The organism is Delftia sp. DT-2 (assembly GCF_028401915.1).
Lineage (GTDB): Bacteria > Pseudomonadota > Gammaproteobacteria > Burkholderiales > Burkholderiaceae_C > Comamonas > Comamonas tsuruhatensis.
The window spans coordinates 233,060-254,597 of record NZ_JAQOTI010000007.1 but is presented as its reverse complement, the minus strand read 5'-3'; the positions used below and the strand labels follow the sequence as shown (position 1 = coordinate 254,597).

Here is a 21,538-nt window from a genome sequence, read left to right as displayed (position 1 = left end):
CACCATGGTCCTACGCTTCGAAGCCCACCCCGACAATCCCCAACCCCGTCTCATCAAGCAGGCCGCCGACATGCTGCGCCAGGGCGCCATCCTGGCCATTCCAACGGACTCCAGCTATGCCCTGGTCTGCCATCTGGACGACCGCCCTGCGGTGGAGCGGCTTCGCCGCATCCGCCAGATCAACGACAAGCACCACCTCACGCTGCTGTGCCGCGACCTGTCGGAGCTGTCCAGCCATGCGCGCGTGGACAACCGCCAGTACCGGCTGTTGAAGCTGGCCACACCGGGGCCGTACACCTTCATCCTGGAAGCCTCCAAGGAAGTGCCCAAGCGCCTGAGCCACCCCTCGCGCAAGACCATCGGCCTGCGCGTGCCGGACCGCAAGGGCACGCAGCTGCTGCTGGAGCAGCTGGGCGAGCCGCTGATCGCCACCACGCTGATCCCGCCCGGAGAGACCGAGGCCCTGCATGACGCGGATGCCATCCTGGAGCGCTTTCCCCACGAGCTCGATGCCATCGTCGATGCAGGTGCCTGCCCCTCGGAGCCGACCACGGTGATCGACCTGGTGCCCATGGCCCTGGGCAATCCGCCCACCGTGGTGCGGCAAGGCCGGGGCAGCCTGGAGGCCCTGGGCCTGGAAATGACCTGAATCCCCCCCCCGCACAAGCATCAACGCCGGGCATGCCCGGCGTCTGTTTTTGCAGCTTGATCCTGAAAGGCGTTCAGTGCTGTGCCCACTCCAGGGGCCGGGGTGCAGCAGCCGACACGCGCTGCAACGGCCTCGTCACAGCGGCGGACAAGGCTGCGGCGGGAGCCATCGACGGCTTCTGCGGCTGCACCCGCACGCCAGCGCCAGCATCCTGCGGCTCGTCATCGAGCTTGAAGGCACCCACGGCCTGCTCCAGCTCCTGGGCGCGCTCGCTCAGCGCTGAGGCCGCACGCGAGGCCTGATGCACCAGGGCCGCGTTCTCCTGGGTGGCGCTGTCCATGTGGCCCACGGCGGCGTTGACCTGGGCAATGCCTTCGCTTTGCTCGCGCAGGGCCTGCGACATTTCGCCGAGCAGGCCCGAGACCTGGCCCACGGCGCCGACAATCTCCTGCATGGTGGCGCCCGCCTGGTTGACCAGGCCCGCGCCGCTTTCCACCTGGCGCACGCTGGTGGTGATCAGTTCCTTGATCTGCTTGGCAGCCTCGGCCGAACGGCCGGCCAGGCTGCGCACCTCGCTGGCCACCACGGCGAAGCCCCGACCCTGTTCGCCCGCGCGTGCCGCCTCCACGGCCGCGTTCAGCGCAAGGATATTGGTCTGGAAGGCAATGCCTTCGATGACCTGGATGATGTCCACGATCTTGCGCGAGCTGCCGCTGATGGCCTCCATGGTCTGCACCACCTCGCCCACCACGGCCCCCCCGCGCCTGGCCGTGGACGATGCATCGACGGCCAGGCCGCTGGCCGAATGCGCGCGCTCCGCGTTCTGGCGCACGGTGGCCGTGAGTTGCTCCATGCTGGCCGCCGTCTGGGCCAGCGCCGAGACCTGGGCCTCGGTGCGGCGCGACAGGTCGGTGTTGCCGGCGTCGATCTCACCGGCCGACAGGCCGATGGAATCCGTGGACTGCTTGATGCGGCCGACCAGCTCGGTCAGCGTGTCTTCCATGGTGCCCAGCGCGCCCAGCAGGCGGCCGAAGTCGCCCTGCAGCTCGGTCGAAAACTCCTGACTCAGGTCGCCGGCGGCCACCGTTTCGGCAATCAGGATGGCCTGGCCCAGCGGCTGCACGATGCCGCGCCGCAGGCTGAACCAGGCCACCAGGGCCAGTGTGCAGACGGCCGCCCCCAGGCCCAGCACCCACCAGCGCGTGTGCACCAGCGCCTGCTCGGCCACCGTGGTCGCCCCGCCGGCCGCCAGCGCCTGCTCGGCCTGCCCCAGCGAGAGCACCGTGACCGCCATCATCGTGAACACCAGCAGATTGATACCGCCGAACGCAATCACCAGCCGCCAGCCTATCGGCAGCCTGCCCAAGCCCAGTACGCCCACGTGCCACCTCTTGTCCATATGGCCCGAGGGCCTTGGTGAAAAACCTGTTGATTCGCCCATCGCATTGCTGTTTCATTTTGCAACATAGAGGCGGCTGTTGCCAATCCGCGGGAAACCACCATATCCGGTCGGCCGCAGCGCTGCGCACGGGCTCTGGCGGTGCCCAGCGGCAAGGGTGGCCGCCGTCTGAGACAATGCCCGCCGTGGACATCTCCAACCTCATCCAGACCGTACTCATCTATGCCCTGCCCGTGCTCTTCGCGATCACGGTGCACGAGGCTGCCCACGGCTATGCCGCACGCCACTTCGGCGACAACACGGCCGCCATGATGGGACGCATCACGCTCAACCCCATCAAGCACATCGACCCCATCGGCACCATCCTGATGCCGCTGCTGCTGTATTTCGCCACCTCGGGCGCCTTCCTGTTCGGCTACGCCAAGCCCGTGCCCGTGCGCTTCGACCAGTTGCGCAACCCCAAGCGCGACATGATCTGGGTGGCCCTGGCGGGCCCGGCCTCCAATTTCGTGCAGGCGCTGATGTGGGGCGTGCTGCTCGTGGTTCTGGTCGGATCGGGAGTGGGCGAGCGCTTCTTCATTGAAATGTGCCGCGCCGGCATCCTGGTCAATCTGGTGATGTGGGCCTTCAACCTCTTCCCGCTGCCGCCGCTGGACGGCGGGCGCATCCTCGTCGGCCTGCTGCCCTGGCGCCAGGCGCAATGGGTGGCGCGGATCGAACCCTGGGGATTCTTCATCGTCATGGGACTGGTCATCGCCGGCGTGGTCGGCAGCCTGTGGCTGCGGCCGCTGATGGATCTCGGCTATGCCGTGATCGATCTCGCGTTGACGCCGCTGATCGCGCTGCTGCGCTGAACGCGCGGCAGACCCGCCCAGCCTGCCCGTCAGATTCCCTTCTTTTCTCTCTATTGCCTGTCGCAGTCTCCCGTCATGAGCACTATCCGTTTCCTCACCGGCATCACTCCCAGCGGAACCCCGCACCTCGGCAACTATGCCGGCATGCTGCGCCCGGCCATCGCGGCCAGCCGCTCGCGCGAGGTGGAGAACTTCTACTTCCTGGCCGACTACCACGCACTGATCAAGTGCCAGGACCCGGCGCGCGTGCAGCGCTCCACCATCGAGATCGCGGCCAGCTGGCTGGCGGCGGGGCTGGACCCCGAGCATGTGACCTTCTACCGCCAGTCCGACATCCCCGAGATCCCCGAGCTGTGCTGGCTGCTGACCTGCGTGACCGGCAAGGGCCTGCTCAACCGCGCCCACGCCTACAAGGCGGCCGTGGACAAGAACCACGCGGACGGCGCCGAGACCGATGACGGCGTGACTGCCGGCCTGTTCATGTACCCCGTGCTGATGGCTGCCGACATCCTGGCCTTCAACGCCCACAAGGTGCCCGTGGGCCGCGACCAGGTCCAGCACATCGAGATGGCGCGCGACATGGCCTCCAGCTTCAACCACATCTATGGCGGCGAGTTCTTCACGCTGCCCGAGGCACAGGTCGAGGACAACGTGGCCACGCTGCCCGGCCTGGACGGCCGCAAGATGAGCAAGAGCTACAACAACACCATCCCGCTGTTCTCCACGCGCGAGCAGCTGCGCAAGCTCATCGGCAGCATCACCACCGATTCGCGCACGCCCGGCGAGCCCAAGGAAGTCGAGGGCTCGGCCCTGTTCCAGATCTACCAGGGCTTTGCCAGCGAGGAAGAAACCGAGGCGCTGCGCCGCCAGTACGCCGAAGGCATTGCCTGGGGCGACGCCAAGCAGCAGCTGTTCGAGCGCATCGACCGCGAGCTGGCCCCCATGCGCGAACGCTACGAGCACCTGGTGGCCCATCCGGGCGAACTGGAGGACATCCTGCAGGCCGGCGCCACCAAGGCCCGACGCGAGACCCTGCCCCTGATCCGAGAACTGCGCTCGGCCGTCGGCCTGCGCAGCCTGGCCCAGGCCCCCGTGGCCGCCAAGGCCAAGGCCGCGAAGCAGGCCCTGCCCCAGTTCAAGCAATACCGCGAAGCCGACGGCAAGTTCTACTTCAAGCTCGTGGCTGCCGACGGCCAGCTGCTGCTGCAAAGCCTGGGCTTCGACGCCCCCAAGGAAGCCGGCCAGGCCATCGGCCAACTGCAAAGGGAAGGCGAGGCGGCCCTGTCCGCACTGCAGTCCCGGCTGCAGCCCGCCGACGCGCAGTTGGTGCTGGCCGCCCTGCAGCAACTGCGCGATGCTTCGGAGTAAGGGTAAGCTTCGCTTGAGAAACCGCATATTTGCGGGCAGTCTTGCCCGCAAGCCCTGCGCCCGGGATTCTGGCGCTTGCGTGAAAGGACATTGGGATGCGTATCGCTGCTCTGGACGATGATCCGCTGCAACTGGAGATGCTGCGTCAGGTTGCGCTGGAGACGGGCCACAGCTGCCACACCTACCAGACGGGCTCGGCCCTGCAGTTGGAACTGCGCCGCGAGAGCTTCGACCTTCTGATCGTGGACTGGCACCTTCCGGACATGGAAGGAACGGACCTGGTGCGGTGGACGCGCGGCCATGTGAGCCGCGAGCTGCCCATCCTCATCATCACCCACCGCAGCGAAGAGGCCGACATCGTCGAAGGCCTGTCCTGCGGCGCAGACGATTTCATGGTCAAGCCCGTGCGCCACGGCGAGCTGCGCGCGCGCATGGCCGCCCTGCTGCGCCGCGCCTATCCGGTGAATACGCAAAGCGTGCTGGAGTTCGGCCCCTTCCGATTCCTCACCACCACCAACAGCCTGGAAATGAATGGCCAGCCCATCGAGGTGACGCACCGCGAGTACACGCTGGCCCTGACGCTGTTCCAGAACCAGGGCCGCCTGCTGTCGCGCGAACACCTGCGCGAAGCCGTGTGGGGCCACAACGCCGAAGTGCAGTCACGCTCGCTGGACACACATATCTCGCGCCTGCGCGCGCTGCTGAACCTGCGCGCCGGTCAGCCCTACGCCATCAGCGCCGTGTACGGCTACGGCTACCGCCTGGACGTGCCTGACGAGGCATTGCAGGCGGCACCTCAAACACCATGAACAGACTTTTGCTCGCCGCCAGCCTGCGCGGGCCCGTCGCGCGGGCCTGCCTGCTGGCAAGCCTGGCCCTGCTGGGCGCTGCCGCCACACAGGCCCAGATCAAACCCGCCGCCAGCGGCGGCGACATGCTCGCCCACCGCGTGGCCACAGGCGACACCCTGGAACAGCTGGCCAGCCGCTACCTGGGCGATGCACGCCAGTGGACCCAGCTGCAGCAGCACAACGGCGTGGCCAACCCGTACCGTCTGCGGCCCGGCTCCGTGCTGGAGATTCCCGTGCGCCTGCTGCGCGCCGCCGTGGCCTCCGTGGAATTCGTGCAGGGCGATGCGCGCAGCACACGCGCGCTCGACCATCTGGCCGACACGCAAGGCGGCTCGGCCGAAGACGCAGGCCAGGTCCTGCGCAAGGGACAGACGCTGCAGGAAGGCGATCGACTGCAGCTTGCGCCGGACGCCTTTGTGGCCGTGCGCCTGGCCGACGGCTCTTTGGTGCGCGTGCAGTCGCAGTCCGATGTCCTGCTGCGCCAGATGCGCCGCAAGGGCCGGGCCGGCAGCCTGCAGTCCGTGATCGACCTGCGAGAAGGCAGCGTGGAGGCCTCGGTCCCCCCCGAGCAGGGCAATGCCCAGCGCCGCTTCGAAGTGCGCACGCCTGCGGCATCGACCAGCGTGCGCGGCACGCGTTTCCTGGTGCAGACCGATGCGGCAGGCAGGACAGCGGCCGCCGTCGACGAAGGCACGGTCGCCGTGGGCTCTGACGCCTCTGGCGCACCTTCCGGAGATGCGCTGCTGCACCCCGGCCAGGGCGTGGCCGTGACGGCAGACGGCCGCGTCGGCCAACCCCGCCCCATGCTGGGTGCGCCCGACATCACCGCCTGGCCCGCCTTGGCGGAAGACGCCAACTGGATCAGCCTGCCCCTGCCGGCCTTGCCCGGCGCCGTGCGTTACCAGCTGCAGCTGTCGCGCGACGCAGACATGACCCAGGTGCTGCGCAGCGCCAGCTTCCAGGCCACGGCCTCACCGCTGCGCCTGGCAGGCGTGGACGATGGCGACTATGTACTGTCCCTGCGCGGCATCGACGCCCAGGGCATTCCGGGTGCAGCCAGCCGGCGCGCCCTGCGCGTCAAGGCCCATCCCGTGCCGCCGCTGTACGAATCACCGCAGGCCGACGCCACCGTGGGCCTGGGCCGCGCCGGCCTGCAGTGCACCAAGGTGGTGGGCGCCGTGCGCTACCGCATCCAGGTCGTTTCTGCCGATGCCCAGGCCGGCTTTGCCGAACCCGCCATCGACGCGCGCGACCTGAACGACTGCACATTGCCCGCAGCCGCGCTGGCCCGGCTGCCGGCCGGCCGCTATCTTTGGCGCGCCGCCAGCATCCGCACACTGGCCGACGGCAAGCCCGACCAGGGCCCGTTCGCCGCAGCCCAGGCCATGCAGCTGGCGGCCGTGCCGCCCCAGCCCTCGGCCAGCGCGCTGCAGATGGGCGACGGCCCCGCCGAGGGCAGCCGCCAGATCCGCTGGAGTGGCGAGCCCGGCCAGTGCTACCACGTGATGGTGGCGCGCGACCAGGAGTTCACCGCGCCGCTGGTTGACCTCTGGACCGACCAGCCGCAATGGAGCACCGAGGACCTGCCCGCAGGCAGCTACTACCTGCGGCTGCAGATCGAGGACGCCAACGGCCTGCGCAGCGATTTCTCGGCCGCACGCCAGTTCCGCACCGGCAGCTGGATCGTCGATGCCAGCGGCGAGATGATGCAATCGGGCAGCGGAGAGCGCCTGCAGCGCCAGTAACCGCACCCGTTCAATCCTTGACCGCGCTTGTCCACCCTGCCGCCTTCGCCTGACAGTCCCGCCACGCCGGCGCAGCAGGTGCAGCCGGCGCCCGCGCGTGGCCGGGGGCTGCGGCGGGACTGGCTGCTGCTGGCGGCGGGACTGCTGTCCCTGGTGTTCTGGCTCAGCGGTGACGGGCAGCTGGAGCGCATCAACGGACTGGTGCAGGACACGGCCAGCTGGCTGCACCGCCCCAAGGCATCTCAGGACATCGTCATCGTGGCCATCGACGATGCCAGCATCGACGCCATAGGCCGCTGGCCCTGGAGGCGTGCCCTGCACGCGGGCCTGCTGGAGCGCATCAGCCAGGCCCCGCCGCGCGCCATCGGCCTGGACGTGATGCTCAGCGAAGAAGATCTGGACTATCCCGGCGATGACCTGCTGCTGGCGCGCGTCCTGCAGCGCAGCGGCCGCACCGCCTTGCCCGTGGCGCCGGGCACGGATCCGCTGCCGGCCTTTGCACAGGCTGCGGCAGCGCTGGGCCACACCCAGCTGCCCGTGGATTCCGACGGCGCCGTGCGCAGCTTCCATGCCATTGAAGGCAGCGCGCAGCAGCCCTGGTGGCACATGGCGCTGGCCCTGCACTGCGTGGGCCAGCACGGCCGCGCATGCGCCCGCCCCGAACCCGTGCCGCCGCTGGACCCCGGCACACCCGCATGGCAGCGCCGCCAGCGGGAGATCATTGCCTTCGCACAGGCCAGGCCCGAGCAGGGCGCGCGTGACCGCTCGCCCTTCACCACCTATTCGTACATCGACGTGCTGCGCGGCCGCATTCCTGCTGCGGCATTTCGCGGCAAATACGTGCTCATAGGAACGACGGCCGCCGGACTGGGAGCGCAGTTCACCGCACCGCTGGGTGCCAGCGCGCGCCCCATCTCCAGCGTGGAAATGCTGGCCCATGTGCTCAACGGCAGCCTGCAGGGCTCGCACGTACACCGCGCTTCGGCGGGGCTGGACCGTGCGCTCAACACCGCAGCCGTGCTGCTGGCCCTGCTGGCCCTGGCCTGGCTGGGCCCTTCGGGCGGCATGCTGGCCTGCGCGCTGCTGGCCCTGGCCTGCCTGTCGCTGGCCGGGCTGGCACCACGCATCTGGCAGGTGCAGACGGCCCCTGCCGCAGCCCTGCTGGGCCTGGCCCTGGCCTATCCGCTGTGGAGCTGGCTGCGCCTGCGCGCCGCCGCCCGCTTTCTGGCACTGGAACTGCGAGACCTGCAGGGCCAGGGCCTGCCCACCGCGCTGCGCCTGGGCGGCGACCTGCTGGACCAGCGCATTGCCGCCGTCGAGCAGGCTTCGCGGCAACTACGCGCCCTGCATCATTTCGTCAGCGAAAGCCTGCGCCAGCTGCCCTCGCCCACCTTTGTCTGCGACCGCCAGGGCCATGTGCTGCTGGCCAATGCCGCGGCCCATGCCTATGCGCGCAGCCTGGATCACGACCTGCGCGCTGGCGACTCCCTTCCCAGGCTGCTCGATGGCCTGCGGGCGCTGGACACGGCGCCCGGCCCACAAGCCGGCAGCCCACTGCTCACGGCCAGGGCGCTTGCCGCCGGCGGCCTGCCGCTCAGCAGCGAGGGGCGCGACGGCCGCGGCCGCAGCCTGATGCTGCTGGTCCAGGCCTTCGAGGCTCCGCCCACCGCAGGCTGGCTGATCACCCTGGTCGATATCAGCGATCTGCGCAGCGCCCAGGCCCAGCGCGACCAGGCCATGCAGTTCATCTCGCACGACATACGGGCGCCCGTGGCATCCATCATCACCTTGCTGGAGATGCAGCGTGGTTCCGTACAAGCGCCCGACCTGGGCATGCTGCTCCCGCGCATCGAAGGCTATGCCCAGGCCTCCCTGCAGCTGGCCGACGATTTCGTGCACCTGGCTCGTGCCCAGCAGCAGGCGCTGCGCCAGCAGCAGCTGGACCTGGGCCTGGTGCTGGACCAGGCCGTGGAAAGCTGCTGGGCCCAGGCCAGCGCCGCCCATGTGCAGCTGGAATTCAGCCTGCCCGAGCAGGAATGCCCCGTGCTGGGCGACCCGGGCATGCTCCACCGCGCAGCCGTCAACCTGATCGGCAACGCCATCAAGTACGGAGCGCACGGGCAACAGGCAAGCGGCGCCACGGTGCAATGCCTGCTGCTGCAGGACGCCGGCCATTGCCGCATCGCCATCCGGGACCACGGACCCGGCATGGATGCGCAGGCCGTCGCCCGCCTGAGCCAGCCCTTCGAGCGCCTGGACCACCATCAGCACCTGGACGGCGCAGGCCTTGGGCTGGCCTTTGTCCGCACCGTGGCTGCCCGCCATGGCGGGCAGCTGCAGATAGAAAGCGCGCCAGGCCAGGGAAGCACCTTCAGCATCGTGCTGCCGAAGGCGCAGCAAGCCTGACCGGGGGTGTCATCCCGGCGGGTGGCCCGTGAAAACGAAAAAGCCCTGAAGTCTTTTAACTTCAGGGCTTTGCGTTTTTTGGTGCGGCTGGCAGGAATCGAACCCACGACCCCTTGGTTCGTAGCCAAGTACTCTATCCAGCTGAGCTACAGCCGCAACGCTTCGCATTGTAGCAGCGGGTTTTGGAGCTTCCAGGCAAAAGCGCCATATTTCTGCAAAAAACCTGGAAGTCGCATTCAATGGCAGCCAGGCGCAGCCATGCCAGCCGGCAGCGTCGCGCCCAGCAAAAAAGCCTGCCGCCCGGAAAGGCGGCAGGCTTTCTCATACCAATGGATGGTAGGGCCTCCCAGAGTCGAACTGGGCACCAACGGATTATGAGTCCGCTGCTCTAACCAAGCATGAGCTAAGGCCCCTGATTCACCAGGGCAGCGCGGATGCACGCCATGGCAAACGGCTATTGTAGATCCTAACCTGCGCGGCTCAGCGCTTGTGGCTCAGCGCGTTGCTGACCAGCTTGGAGGTGATGTCCACGATCTGGATCATGCGGTCGTAGTGCATGCGGGTGGGGCCGATCACGCCCAGCGTGCCCACCACCTTGCCATCGAGCTCGTAGGGCGCGCTGACCACGGACAGCTCCTCGAAGGGCACGACCTGACTTTCGCCCCCGATGTAGATGCGCACACCTTCGGCCTGGCTGGAGAAATCCAGCAGTCTGAGGATCTGGGTCTTTTGCTCGAACAGGTCGAAGGCGCGGCGCAGATTGCCCATGTCGCTGGAGAAATCACTGACCGACAGCAGGTTGCGTTCGCCCGCGATGACCACGTCCTCCTGGGCACTGGTCATGGCCTCCGTGCCCACGTTGACGGCTGCCTGCATGAGGGTGGCCACCTCGCCGCGCAAAAGCTCGACCTCGCCCTTGAGGCGCTCGCGCACCTCTTCCATGGCCAGGCCTGCGTAGTGGCTGTTGAGAAAGTTCGATGCCTCGATCAGCTGGGAGGCTGAGTAATCCACGTCGGTGAAGATGACGCGGTTTTGCACGTCACCGTCGGGCGAGACGATGATGACCAGAAAGCGCCGCTCCGACAGTCGCACGAATTCGATGTGCTTGAACACCGAGGTGCGGCGCGGCACCAGCACCACGCCCACGAACTGGGAAAGGCTGGACAGCAGGTTGGCGGCGTTGGCGATGACTTTCTGCGGCTGCTCGGGCACGAGCTCGGGCGTCACGATATCTGCACGGTCCGCCGTGAGCATGGTGTCCACGAACAGCCGGTAGCCCCGGGCGGTCGGAATGCGGCCGGCCGAGGTGTGCGGACTGATGATCAACCCCAGGTCTTCGAGGTCAGCCATCACATTGCGTATCGTGGCAGGCGACAATTCAAGCCCCGACGCACGCGACAGGGTCCGCGAGCCCACAGGCTGGCCGTCAGCGATGTAACGCTCGATCAGCGCTTTGAGCAACAACTTGGCACGTTCGTCGAGCATGTGATGATTTTAATGATGTAATTTCCAGAAATGACGTCCACGTTTCGCCACGTTGCCTTGATCGGGAAATACCACGCTCCCAGCGCAAGCGCCCCGTCCGAGAATGCCAGCAACGCGCTCGAGCGCATTGCGGACTTCCTCAGGCGCCAGGGCTGCGAAGTCGTGCTTGATACCCAATCGGCCCTGCACGCAGGGCTCACAGACTACCCCACCCTCGATGTCGATGGCCTGGGCAGGCATTGCGACCTGGGCCTGGTCGTCGGCGGCGACGGCACCATGCTCGGCGTGAGCCGGCACCTGGCGCAATACGGAACGCCCCTGATCGGGGTGAACCAGGGCCGCCTGGGCTTTGTCACCGACATCGCGCTGGAGGACTTCGAGGCCACGCTCACGCCCATGCTGCAGGGCGAGTACGAAGAGGACCTGCGTCCCCTGATGTGCGCCCGCGTGATCCGCGACGGCGAATGCGTGTTCGAGGCCCTGGCCATGAACGACGTGGTGGTCAACCGCGGCGGCACCTCCGGCATGGTGGAGTTGCGCATCGAGGTCGGCGGCCGCTTTGTCTCCAACCAGCGCGCCGACGGCCTGATCGTGGCCACGCCCACGGGCTCCACGGCCTATGCGCTGTCCGCCGGCGGGCCGATGATGCATCCCTCCATCCCCGCCTGGGTGATGGCACCCATTGCGCCGCACAACCTGTCCAATCGCCCCATCGTGCTGTCCGATGCCAACGAGGTCACGATCGAAGTCGTGGCCGGGCGCGATGTCAGCGCCAATTTTGACATGCAGTCGCTGGCCTCGCTGCAGCACGGCGACCGCATCCTCGTGAGCCGCGCCCACCACAGCGTGCGCTTTCTGCACCCCAAGGGCTGGAACTACTTCGCCACGCTGCGCAAGAAACTGGGCTGGAACGAGGGAGGCGCCTGACCATGGCGCTCAAGCGCATCGTGCTGCGCGACTTCGTGATCGTGCAGGCCCTGGATCTGGACTGGCATGCGGGCTTCACCGTGCTGACCGGGGAGACCGGCGCCGGCAAATCCATCCTGATCGACGCATTGCAGCTGGCCCTGGGCGCCCGCGCCGACGCCGACGTGGTGCGCGAAGGCTGCCCCCAGGCCGACATCTGCGTGGAGTTCGACGGCTGCGCGCGGCTGCGCCCCTGGCTGGAGGCGGCAGGCCTGGCCTGCGAGGACAACAGCCTGCTGCTGCGGCGCACAGTGGACACCCAGGGCCGCAGCCGCGCCTGGATCAACGGCACGCCGGCCACGGCCACGCAGCTGCGCGCACTGGGCGAGCAGTTGATCGACATCCACGGCCAGCATGCCTGGCAAAGCCTCACGCGGCCCGACGCAGCACGCGCGCTGCTGGACGCCTATGCGGGCATAGACAGCCGCGAGGTCCAGGCCTGCTGGAGCCGCTGGAGCCAGGCACGACAAGCCCTGCAGCATGCGCAATCCGCCCAGGACAGCCTGCAGCGCGAACGCGAGCGGCTGCAGTGGCAGATCACCGAACTCGACAAGCTGGCCCCGCAGGCCGACGAGTGGGACGAGCTCAATGCCCAGCACACGCGCCTGTCGCATGCCCAGACCCTGATAGACACCGCCCAGACCACGCTGCAGATGCTGGAGGACGACGAGGCCGGCGTGATCACTCCGCTGGGCCGCGCCAGCCATCTGATACAGAACCAGGAACACCTGGAGCCCGAGTTCCAGAACATCGCCGACGTGCTGGCCTCGTGCACGGCCCAGGTGCAGGATGCGCGCCATTCGCTGCAGGCCTATCTGCGCCGCGCCGACCTGGACCCCGAACGCCTGGCCGAGCTGGATGCACGCCTGTCGCTGTGGATGCAGCTGGCGCGCCGCTACCGCCGCACGCCCGATGAGCTGCCGGCACTGCTGGCCGGCTGGCGCCAGGAGCTGCAGCAGCTGGACGCCGCCGTGGACATCGAGGCCCTGCACGCTGCAGAGCAATCCGCGCAGCAGCACTACCAGGCCAGCGCCCGGGTGCTGTCGCAGCAACGCGCCCTGGCTGCGCCGCGCCTGTCGCGCGCCATCACCCAGGCCATGCAGGGCCTGGGCATGGAAGGCGGCCTGTTCGAGGCCGCCCTGTCCACGGCCGACTCCCCCGGTGCCTTTGGCGTGGACAGCGTGGCCTTCCTGGTCGCCGGCCATCCTGGAGCCAGCCCCAAGCCGATTGCCAAGGTGGCGTCGGGCGGTGAGCTGTCGCGCATTTCGCTGGCCATTGCCGTGACCACCAGCGAGCTGGGCGAGGCCGGCACGCTGATCTTCGACGAGGTGGACTCGGGCGTGGGCGGCGCCGTCGCCGAGACCGTGGGCCGCCTCATGCATGCGCTGGGCCGATCGCGCCAGGTGCTGTCCGTCACCCATCTGCCGCAGGTCGCAGCCTGTGCCGACCACCACTATCTGGTGGCCAAGCAGCGCGCACGGCAAGGCACACTCAGCACCGTGCAGCCGCTGGACAGCGCCGCGCGCGAGGCAGAGCTGGCCCGCATGCTGGGCGGCGAGCGCCAGTCCGAAACCACGATGGCCCATGCCCGCGAAATGCTGGCCATGGCGCGCCAGGCACCCCCGCCCCGCCCGGCGCCGCGCAGGCCCGGCCGGCAGCGGCCGCAGGCCGACGCGCAGCGTACCCGGCCCAAGCCGGGCCGTGCGGCCAACGGCGCGCGCAACACCAATGGAGGCTGATGCCATGTCGCTTGAGATCGTGCTGATCACCGGGATGTCCGGATCGGGCAAATCCGTCGCCCTGCATGCGCTGGAGGATGCCGGCTACTACTGCGTGGACAACCTGCCTCCCGAGCTGCTGTCCGCCTTCGTCGAACTGGAGCACGGCCGCCACAGCAACAAGGTGGCCATCGCCATGGATGCGCGCAGCGCCGGCGGACTGCCCCACCTGCCCGGCCAGCTCGAACGGCTGCAGCGCCAGGGTGTCGTGCCCCACCTGGTCTTTCTGGACGCCACCACGGGCACCCTCGTGCGGCGCTTCTCCGAAACGCGGCGCCGCCATCCTCTGTCGCAAGGGCCTGTCGCCGAGGGCCGCCGCGCCCTGGTGCAGGACATAGAAACCGAGCGCGAGCTGCTGGGCGACCTGCGCGAGAAGTCGCATGTCATCGACACCAGCCACCTGCGCTCGTCCCAGCTGCAAAGCTATATCAAGGAGCTGATTGCGGCCCCGGTGGGCCAGATGACGCTGGTCTTCCAGTCCTTCGGCTTCAAGCACGGCCTGCCCTCGGATTCCGACTATGTGTTCGATGTGCGCATGCTGCCCAACCCGCACTACGAACCCCAGCTGCGCCCGCTGACCGGCATGGATGCGCCCGTGGCCGAGTTCCTGCGCCAGCAGCCCGGCGTGGACCAGATGCGCCGCGACATCCAGCAGTTCCTGGAATCCTGGCTGGACATGATGGCCAGCAACCACCGCAGCTATGTCACCGTGGCCATCGGCTGCACGGGGGGCCAGCACCGCTCGGTCTTCCTGGTCGAGGAACTGGCGCGGCACTTCGCCCCGCGCTGGCCCACGCTGTGCCGGCACCGCTCGCTGGACAGCCGGCCCACCCCCAAGCCTGCCGACCTGCTTGCGCACGACATCTGAAGCGCCAGGGTCCGCTCCCGGAGTACTGCGATGCAAGGCATGCCGATGACGAACGCCCCGCGCGTGTTGCTGGTGGAGGACGACCCCGCCATCGCGCGCACCGTCTGCTATGCGCTGGAGCGTGACGGCATCGCCGTGCGCCACTGCCTGCAGCTGGCAGACGCACGCGCGCAATGGCAGGCGCAGCCGCCCGATGCCCTGCTGCTGGACGTGGGCCTGCCCGATGGCAACGGCCTGGACTGGTGCCGCGAGCTGCGCCAGGCCGGCGCCGCCGTGCCGCTGCTGGTGCTCAGCGCACGCGGCGAGGAAATGGACCGCGTGCTGGGCCTGGAGCTGGGCGCCGACGACTACCTGACCAAGCCCTTCAGCCCGCGCGAGCTGGTGGCCCGCACCCGCGCCCTGCTGCGCCGTGCGCAGCGCCTGCAGCCCGCGCCCACAGCCAGCACAGCGCCGCCGGCAGATGCCCTGTTCAGCATCGATACGCAAGGCCAGCGCGTGCGCATGCAGGGCGTGCCCCTGGAGCTGACGCGGCGCGAGTACCAGCTGCTGCGCTGCCTGCTGGAGCGCCCCGGACGCATCCTGAGCCGCGAGTTCCTGCTCGACAGCATCTGGGGCCAGGACAGCGACAGCACGGACCGCACCGTGGACACCCACGTCAAGACCCTGCGCGCCAAGCTGCGTGCCCAGGTGCCGCAGCAGGACTTCATCACCACCCACCGCGGCATGGGCTACAGCCTGACGCTGCCGGGCTGACGCGCCGCCGCACGCCATGCGCCTCGGACTGCGGCTGTTCTTCGCCTTTTTCGTCATCAACGGCCTGGCCGCATTCTTCGTGCTGCGCGTCTTCATGGTCGAGGTCAAGCCCAGCGTGCGCAAGGTGACCGAGGACACGCTGGTCGAGACCGCCTACGCCCTGGCCGCGCTGGCCAGCGACGACATGGCCAGCGGCGTGCTGCAGCAAAGCCCCGCGGACAGCCGCTTCGCGCACCACATGCAGGCCTATGCCAACCAGACCGTCAAGGTCTGGATCTGGGACACGCGCAAGACCAGCCTGGACATGCGCGTCACCATCACCGACCAGCAAGGACTGGTGCTGTTCGACTCGGCCGGCCTGGACCAGGGCGCCGACTACTCGCGCTGGCGCGACGTGTACCGCACGCTGCGCGGCGAATACGGCGCACGCACCACGCGCGAGGTGCAGAACGACGAGGCCAGCAGCGTCATGTATGTGTCGGCACCCATCATGGTGGAAGGCCGCATTGCGGGCGTGCTCACGGCCTCCAAGCCCGCGCACTCGGTGCAGAAGATCGTGGACAGCGCGGAAAGCAAGATGCTGCGCGGCGGCCTGCTGTTCCTCCTGCTGTCGGCCGGCGTGGGCTTTGCCGTGACCTGGTGGCTGGTCATCCATGTGCGGCGCCTGCGCAGCTATGCCCAGCAGGTACAGGCGCCCACGCTCAACGAGGCCGCCTCGCCCACCACGGCGCCCCCCATGCCCGAAGCCCCGCGCATGCCCGGCGAGCTGGGCGAACTGGCCCGCGCCATGGAGAACATGCGCAGCCGCCTGGAGGGGCGCGACTACATCGAGGGCTATGTGCGCGCCCTCACGCACGAACTCAAGAGCCCCGTGGCTGCCATCCGTGGCGCAGGCGAGCTGCTGCAGGAAGACCTGCCCGCCGCCGACCGCGAGCTGTTCGCGCGCCAGGTGGTGGACCAGTGCCAGCGCCTGCAGAACCTTGTGGACCAGTTGCTGCGCCTGAGCCAGCTGGAGCAGCGCCGCGCCCTGCACGCGCACACGGCCTGCAGCCTGCAGGCCTGTGCCGAACAGGCCATGGCGCAAGTCCACAGCGCAGCGCACCAGCGCCGCATCCAGCTGGTGCTGCAAGGCCAGGACAGCAGCGGCCCCTGGGAGCAGGACCTGGTGGTGCTGGCCCTCAGCAACCTGCTGAGCAACGCCATCGACTTCGCCCCCGAAGGCAGCAGCATCCACGTGGACCTGGAGCCCGGCCGCGTCAGCGTGCGCGACCACGGCCCCGGTGTGCCCGAGGCGCTACTCGGCCGGCTGGGCGAACGCTTTTTCACCACCCCCCGCCCCAACGGGGAGCGCAGCGGCACGGGACTGGGCCTGTCCATCGTGCTGCGCATCATGCTGCTGCACGGCGGCAGCATGCAGGCCACCAACGCCCAGCCCGGGCTGCGTGTCACGCTGAACTGGCCACTGCGGGCACACTGACGCCCCCCATCGGTCCTGCGAATCCGACTTCACACCCGCTTCACACACTTCATTCCGGCCACACAGCCCCCGCCCAGACTGCGTCCACGATCAACGAACGGGATGTGGAATGAAGAACCGACTGCTTGCCAAAGGCGTGGCCCTGCTGGTCATGCTGGGCCTTTTGATGCTGGGCCTGGGCCTGGTACATGACGTGGTGCGCGACCGCATACGCAACCGCGACAACGCCGTGCAGGGCGTGGTCGCCAGCCTGGCCGGACGCCAGACGCTGATGGGACCGGTGCTGGTGCAAAACTGCACCGAGACCACCGGCATAGAAAAGGGCAGCAAGACGGAATGGACCACGCGCCAGTTCCAGCGCATGCTGCTGCCCGACCAACTGCGCCATGAGGCAACGGCACGCATGGAAGAGCGCTCGCGCGGCCTGCACCAGGTCAGCACCTACGCCATGCAGGACAGCATCAGCGCCAGCTTCACCCATGCCGCGCAGTACCTGGAAAAGCCGTCCATCGAAGCGGCAGCCAACCAGGCCGTGCGCTGCGGCGCACTGCGCGTGGCGCTGTCGCTGACCGATCCGCGCGGCATACGCTCGGCCACCATCGAGGCCGGCGGCAAGAGCCTGGACGTGGGACCCGGCACCTCGCTGGAACGCTACTCGCAAGGCCTGCAGGCGGAGCTGGCGCCTGCCCTGCTCAAGAAGGACGAGCCCCTTGAGCTGAAGATTGCCCTGGAACTGGTGGGCACCGAAAAGCTGGCCTTCGTGCCGCTGGGCAGCCACAGCCAGGTCCAGCTGTCGGCCGATTGGCCCCACCCCTCGTTCGGCGGCAGCTTCCTGCCCAACCGGCGTGAAGTCAGCGACAAGGGATTCAACGCCAGCTGGAATCTCTCGGCACTGGCCTCTTCGGCGCGCCAGGCCTTCACCGACCAGCAGCCGCTGTGCCAGCCAGGCCGCCGCGACATGGAGGAATACGCCGCCACGGCGCATGCGCCCAGCAGCGGCCCCTGCCTGGAGTCGCTGGACACAGACTTCGTGGATCCCATCAACGCCTACTCGCTGAGCGACCGGGCCACCAAGTACGGCCTGCTCTTCGTGGTGCTGACCTTTGTGGCCGTCGGCCTGTTCGAGGTGCTCAAGCAATTGCGCGTGCACCCCATCCAGTACCTGCTGGTGGGATCGGCGCTGTGCAGCTTCTTCCTGCTGCTGATCAGCCTGTCGGAGCACATGGGATTTGCCAGCGCCTACGGCATTGCTGCCTCGGCCTGCGTTCTGCTGCTGGCCTACTACGCCAGCCACATCCTGGGCAGCCTGCAGCGCGGCCTGCCGTTTGCTGCGGGAATCGCCTCGCTCTACGGCCTGCTGTATGTGCTGCTGCAGCTGGAGCAAAGCGCGCTCATCGTGGGCTCCATCGCGCTGTTCGCCGTGCTGGCCCTGATCATGGTCTGCACACGGCATGTGGACTGGTATGCCTTTGGCCGGCAGGATGGCGACCGCGGCGATGCAGACGCAGGCACCCGCCCAACCGTGGGAGCGCTGCAGCCATGAACGCCCTCACCGACACCCATGGCACGGCCGATGTGCCCGGCGTGCGCAGCCCGCTCGATCAGGCGCTGGAACGCCAGCGCTGCGAGCAGGCCTGGCACCAGGCGGTGCAAAGGGGCGACCGCCAGGCCCTGCTCAGCCTGCGTCTGCACATTGCCGAGGCCGCCGCACGCGCACGGCGCAAGCCGGGCGCACGTGAACAATGGCTGGCGTGGATGCTGCTGCGCTGCGCCCTGCTCCTGCCGCGCCGCACGTTCTAGGAAGACGCGGCGGCCTTGGGCTTCAGCCCGCAAACTGCGCATCCAGCAGCTTGCGCACCGGGGCCGGCAGGCCCATGTCGGCCCAGGCCCTGGCATCGGCCCAGCAGCCCTGGCCGTCTGCCATGGCAGCATCCGGGCCGCTGCCATGGACAGGCACGCGCACCGGATGCAGATGCAAATCACGGTGGGTGAGCACATGCAGGAAAGCCGGCAGCTCGGTCCAGTCGGCGGATCGTGCGGCGGGCCAGTGCCGTGCGGCGGCCTGCTCCAGCGCCTCGCGTTCATTGAACACGGGAGGCGCATAAAGGCCCGCCCAGATGCCCTGCTGCGGGCGGCGCTCCAGCCAGACGCGGCCTTGCCCGTCCACGGCGATCAGCAGCCACCAGGCCTCGGAACTGCGCTTGAGCTTGCGCGTTCGCACGGGGTAGTTTTCGGGATTGCCGAAGCGGGCCGCCCGGCACTGCGGCTGCAGCGGACAGACCAGGCAGCTGGGCTTGCGCGGCGTGCAGATGGTGGCACCCAGGTCCATCAGGCCCTGGGTATAGCGGGGCATGGCCTGCTGCAGGTCCTCGGTGGGGCACAGCTGCTGGGCCAGGTCCCACAGTTCGCGCTCGTTCCTGGCCACGGCCAGATCGGCATCGAAGGCCAGCACGCGCGTGAGCACGCGCCGCACATTGGCATCGAGGATGGGCACGCGCTCGGAAAAGCAAAAGGACGCGATGGCGCCCGCCGTGGACCGGCCTATGCCGGGCAGCGTGGCCAGATCCTCGGCCCTGCGTGGAAAGGCCCCCCCCCACTCCTGGACCACGGCCTGGGCGCAGCGGTGCAGGTTGCGCGCACGGCTGTAGTAGCCCAGGCCGCTCCACAGCGCCAGCACGGCATCCTGCGGCGCGGCCGCGAGGCTGGCGACATCGGGAAAGGCATCAAGGAAGCGCTGGTAGTAGCCCAGCACGGTGCTCACCTGGGTCTGCTGCAGCATGATTTCAGAGAGCCAGACGCGGTAGGGATCGCGCGTCTGCTGCCAGGGCAGGTGATTGCGTCCATGCGACGCCTGCCACTGCACGACGGGCGTGGCAATCGAGGGAAAGGTCAAGATATCAAGCAGTCAGTGAAGTTTCCTGTGCAGCCTTTGCCAGGCCGGGGAAGGCGGGCGTGGGCGACAGGGGTTGCAGCAGTTCCATGGTGGCCTGTCCCAGCTGCAGCTGCAAGGCCGTGAGCTGTTCGTCGGCGGCCTCGATTTCGGCAATGCGCTCGACCAGGCCCGAAGCCGCATTCTGGATGCGGTCCACCGCTTCGATGCGGCGGGCAAAGCTGCGCTTGCGCTCTTTCAATTGGGCATCCAGCTGGGCCGTGGCGGACTTGCTCCACATGTCCACGTCGTTGGCCGCAGACTCGAAGACCGTGCGCAGACGCATGGCAAGGGCCTTGATCAGCCGCTGGGCAAACGCGGGATTGCTGCGTCTGAGCGCGTGGCCCAGGCCCAGGTACTGGGTGTAGCTGGCCTCGATGCGCTGCAGGTCGCCGCCGAACTCGGTCAGCTCCAGCTGCGCAGGAGCCTGCAGCGAGAAGCCGAACTCGGCATTGAGTTCCTTGAAGGTCGCGCCCAGCATGGACTGGATCTCGCCGGCCTGCGCCTGGGCCCGGGTCGCCACGGTGCGCAGGCGTTCGAAGGTTTCCGCGTAGACCTTGCGCGCGCCCAGCTTCAGGCCGCGCTGCTCCAGCGCCTCCTTGAGATCGACCAGTTCCTGCTTGAGCGCGCTGGAACCGAGCTGGCGGAAGATGTCGCGCAGCATGCGCATGTGCACCAGGCGCACGGCCTGGATCCTGGCGGCGCTGGCATCGAAATCGCGCTGCTCGCTCTCGATGCGGTTGCGCATGGAGGCAATCACGCTGGCGTTCTTGCCGCGCAGGCTGCGCAGCTCGGCCATCTGGTCGTCCAGGTCGCGGCGGCGGATATTGAGCACGCGCTCCACCTCGACCTGCAACTGCTGCACATTGGCCCTGACAGCCGTCTGCAGAACCTTCTGGCGCTGGCCCATGATGCCCTCGGCCAGCATGTTCTCGAACATGGGCAGCCCGCTGGCCTGCAGCAGCGCCTCGTTGCCGGAGACCTTGGCCACCAGGCCCTTTTGTGCCGACACGGGCAACACCCGCTCCACAGGCAGGCCCAGCATCTGGGCCGATTCCTGGCGCTGGCGCTGCAACTGGGCCTGCACCTGCGTCGCGGAGCTGAGGCTATCCCACAGCGTATCTATCTTGTTGAGCACCACCAGACGCGAATCGGCCAGTGCCTGCTGGCCCGACGCCGCATCGGGCGGCAGCACATGGTCGCGCCAGATGGCCAGGTCGGACTTGGTCACGCCGGTATCGGCCGCCAGCACGAAGACCACGGCATGGGCCTGGGGGATGAGGTTGACGGTCAGCTCGGGCTCGGCACCCACGGCATTCAGGCCGGGCGTATCCAGAATGACCAGCCCCTGCTTGAGCAGGGGATGGGGCATGTTGATCAGCGCGTGGCGCCACATGGGCACCTCCACCAGGCCCTGCTCATCCACGAAGGGATTGCCGCCCTGGTCATCGTCATGCCAGAAGCCCCAGGTTCGCGCCAGATCCACCGACACCTTGCGCACCTCGGCCACCTTGGCCAGCGTGTCGGCAATCTGCTGGGCATTGTTCACATCCAGCGGCAGCTGCAGCCAGGCCTCGGGCCGGGCGCGCCACTGGCCCAGGCTTTCCAGCGATTCGCGCGTATCGATGGGCAGCAGGCGCAGGCTGGGCTGCAGTTCGGCTTCCCAGCCCAGCTCGGCCGGGCACATGGTGGTGCGACCTGCGCTGGCCGGCATGAGGCGGCGGCCGTAGTGGGCGAAGAAGACTGCGTTGATCAGCTCGGACTTGCCGCGGGAGAACTCGGCCACGAAGGCCACCATGACCTTGTCGCCGCGCACCTGGGCTTCCAGCCGCTGCAGCCGCTCCTGCACAGCGACATCCAGCAGCTCCTGGGACTGCAACCATTCGCGCAGCGCATGCAATTGCTGCGCAAAGCCACGGCGCCATGCGCCATGCTGGTCGAATTGCTCGTTGAATGATGGTCCCACGTGTTTCCCCCGCCATTGCATCGCCAATGCCTGCCGATGCTTAG

At 68.3% G+C, this 21,538-nt stretch carries 17 protein-coding genes and 2 tRNA genes; 13 read left to right on the top strand and 6 right to left on the bottom strand.

What is annotated here, in order from left to right; genetic code table 11:
• The first annotated feature begins 4 nt into the window (after window positions 1–4).
• Window positions 5–649, top strand: coding sequence for an L-threonylcarbamoyladenylate synthase (locus tag PO605_RS14575; RefSeq protein WP_016445718.1), 645 nt, complete (start codon window positions 5–7; stop codon window positions 647–649).
• A gap of 73 nt (window positions 650–722) precedes the next feature.
• On the opposite strand, the gene PO605_RS14570 is transcribed toward PO605_RS14575, so the two are convergent.
• The gene (locus PO605_RS14570) at window positions 723–2,048 is read right to left on the bottom strand and encodes a methyl-accepting chemotaxis protein (protein WP_272206571.1); all 1,326 of its coding nucleotides are present in this window, start codon (window positions 2,046–2,048) and stop codon (window positions 723–725) included.
• A 176-nt stretch (window positions 2,049–2,224) separates the two neighbouring features.
• Between PO605_RS14570 and PO605_RS14565 the strand changes: the two genes are divergently transcribed.
• From PO605_RS14565 to PO605_RS14545, 5 genes are all read left to right on the top strand, one after another.
• A complete protein-coding gene (locus tag PO605_RS14565) occupies window positions 2,225–2,902 on the top strand; it encodes a site-2 protease family protein (RefSeq protein ID WP_016445716.1) in 678 nt (225 codons plus the stop codon).
• Between the two features lie 75 nt (window positions 2,903–2,977).
• On the top strand, window positions 2,978–4,270 hold the full coding sequence (locus tag PO605_RS14560) for a tryptophan--tRNA ligase (RefSeq protein WP_017404606.1): 1,293 nt from the start codon (window positions 2,978–2,980) through the stop codon (window positions 4,268–4,270).
• A gap of 95 nt (window positions 4,271–4,365) precedes the next feature.
• Window positions 4,366–5,079, top strand: a complete 714-nt coding sequence (locus PO605_RS14555) for a response regulator transcription factor (RefSeq protein WP_016445714.1) — start codon at window positions 4,366–4,368, stop codon at window positions 5,077–5,079.
• Complete coding sequence (locus tag PO605_RS14550) at window positions 5,076–6,866, top strand: FecR family protein (protein ID WP_047468113.1); 1,791 nt, start codon at window positions 5,076–5,078, stop codon at window positions 6,864–6,866. The genes PO605_RS14555 and PO605_RS14550 overlap by 4 nt, the downstream gene beginning before the upstream one ends.
• Before the next feature lie 27 nt (window positions 6,867–6,893).
• Window positions 6,894–9,272 (top strand): CHASE2 and HATPase_c domain-containing protein, encoded by a 2,379-nt coding sequence (locus tag PO605_RS14545; protein WP_272206570.1) that lies wholly within the window; start codon window positions 6,894–6,896, stop codon window positions 9,270–9,272.
• Window positions 9,273–9,351: 79 nt separating this feature from the next.
• Here PO605_RS14545 and PO605_RS14540 read toward each other — a convergent pair.
• The 3 genes from PO605_RS14540 to hrcA form a co-directional block, all read right to left on the bottom strand.
• A tRNA-Arg gene (locus PO605_RS14540) sits at window positions 9,352–9,428 on the bottom strand.
• Between the two features lie 178 nt (window positions 9,429–9,606).
• Window positions 9,607–9,685 (bottom strand) — tRNA-Ile (locus PO605_RS14535).
• 67 nt (window positions 9,686–9,752) lie between these two features.
• Window positions 9,753–10,757 carry a heat-inducible transcriptional repressor HrcA gene (hrcA, locus tag PO605_RS14530; RefSeq protein ID WP_016445711.1) on the bottom strand — a complete coding sequence of 335 codons (1,005 nt, stop codon included), beginning with the start codon at window positions 10,755–10,757 and terminating at the stop codon, window positions 9,753–9,755.
• 30 nt (window positions 10,758–10,787) lie between these two features.
• Here hrcA and PO605_RS14525 point away from each other — a divergent pair, with 30 nt between their 5' ends.
• From PO605_RS14525 to PO605_RS14495, 7 genes are all read left to right on the top strand, one after another.
• The gene (locus PO605_RS14525) at window positions 10,788–11,684 is read left to right on the top strand and encodes an NAD kinase (RefSeq protein WP_046239612.1); all 897 of its coding nucleotides are present in this window, start codon (window positions 10,788–10,790) and stop codon (window positions 11,682–11,684) included.
• A 2-nt stretch (window positions 11,685–11,686) separates the two neighbouring features.
• Window positions 11,687–13,462, top strand: coding sequence for a DNA repair protein RecN (gene recN / locus PO605_RS14520; RefSeq protein WP_047326565.1), 1,776 nt, complete (start codon window positions 11,687–11,689; stop codon window positions 13,460–13,462).
• Window positions 13,463–13,466: 4 nt separating this feature from the next.
• Window positions 13,467–14,369, top strand: a complete 903-nt coding sequence (gene rapZ, locus PO605_RS14515; protein WP_272206569.1) for an RNase adapter RapZ — start codon at window positions 13,467–13,469, stop codon at window positions 14,367–14,369.
• 30 nt (window positions 14,370–14,399) lie between these two features.
• Window positions 14,400–15,122, top strand: a complete 723-nt coding sequence (gene creB / locus PO605_RS14510; protein WP_016445708.1) for a two-component system response regulator CreB — start codon at window positions 14,400–14,402, stop codon at window positions 15,120–15,122.
• Between the two features lie 16 nt (window positions 15,123–15,138).
• Window positions 15,139–16,599: a two-component system sensor histidine kinase CreC gene (creC, locus tag PO605_RS14505; RefSeq protein ID WP_047470564.1), complete on the top strand. Its 1,461-nt coding sequence runs from the start codon at window positions 15,139–15,141 to the stop codon at window positions 16,597–16,599.
• Window positions 16,600–16,708: 109 nt separating this feature from the next.
• Window positions 16,709–18,142, top strand: coding sequence for a cell envelope integrity protein CreD (gene creD / locus PO605_RS14500; protein WP_047326563.1), 1,434 nt, complete (start codon window positions 16,709–16,711; stop codon window positions 18,140–18,142).
• Window positions 18,139–18,399 carry a hypothetical protein gene (locus PO605_RS14495; RefSeq protein ID WP_047470562.1) on the top strand — a complete coding sequence of 87 codons (261 nt, stop codon included), beginning with the start codon at window positions 18,139–18,141 and terminating at the stop codon, window positions 18,397–18,399. The genes creD and PO605_RS14495 overlap by 4 nt, the downstream gene beginning before the upstream one ends.
• A gap of 22 nt (window positions 18,400–18,421) precedes the next feature.
• Here the strand turns inward: PO605_RS14495 and mutY are convergent, their stop codons facing one another.
• Window positions 18,422–19,492 (bottom strand): A/G-specific adenine glycosylase, encoded by a 1,071-nt coding sequence (gene mutY / locus PO605_RS14490; protein ID WP_017405123.1) that lies wholly within the window; start codon window positions 19,490–19,492, stop codon window positions 18,422–18,424.
• Window positions 19,493–19,496: 4 nt separating this feature from the next.
• Window positions 19,497–21,494: a dynamin family protein gene (locus PO605_RS14485; protein ID WP_017405122.1), complete on the bottom strand. Its 1,998-nt coding sequence runs from the start codon at window positions 21,492–21,494 to the stop codon at window positions 19,497–19,499.
• Window positions 21,495–21,538: the final 44 nt, after the last annotated feature.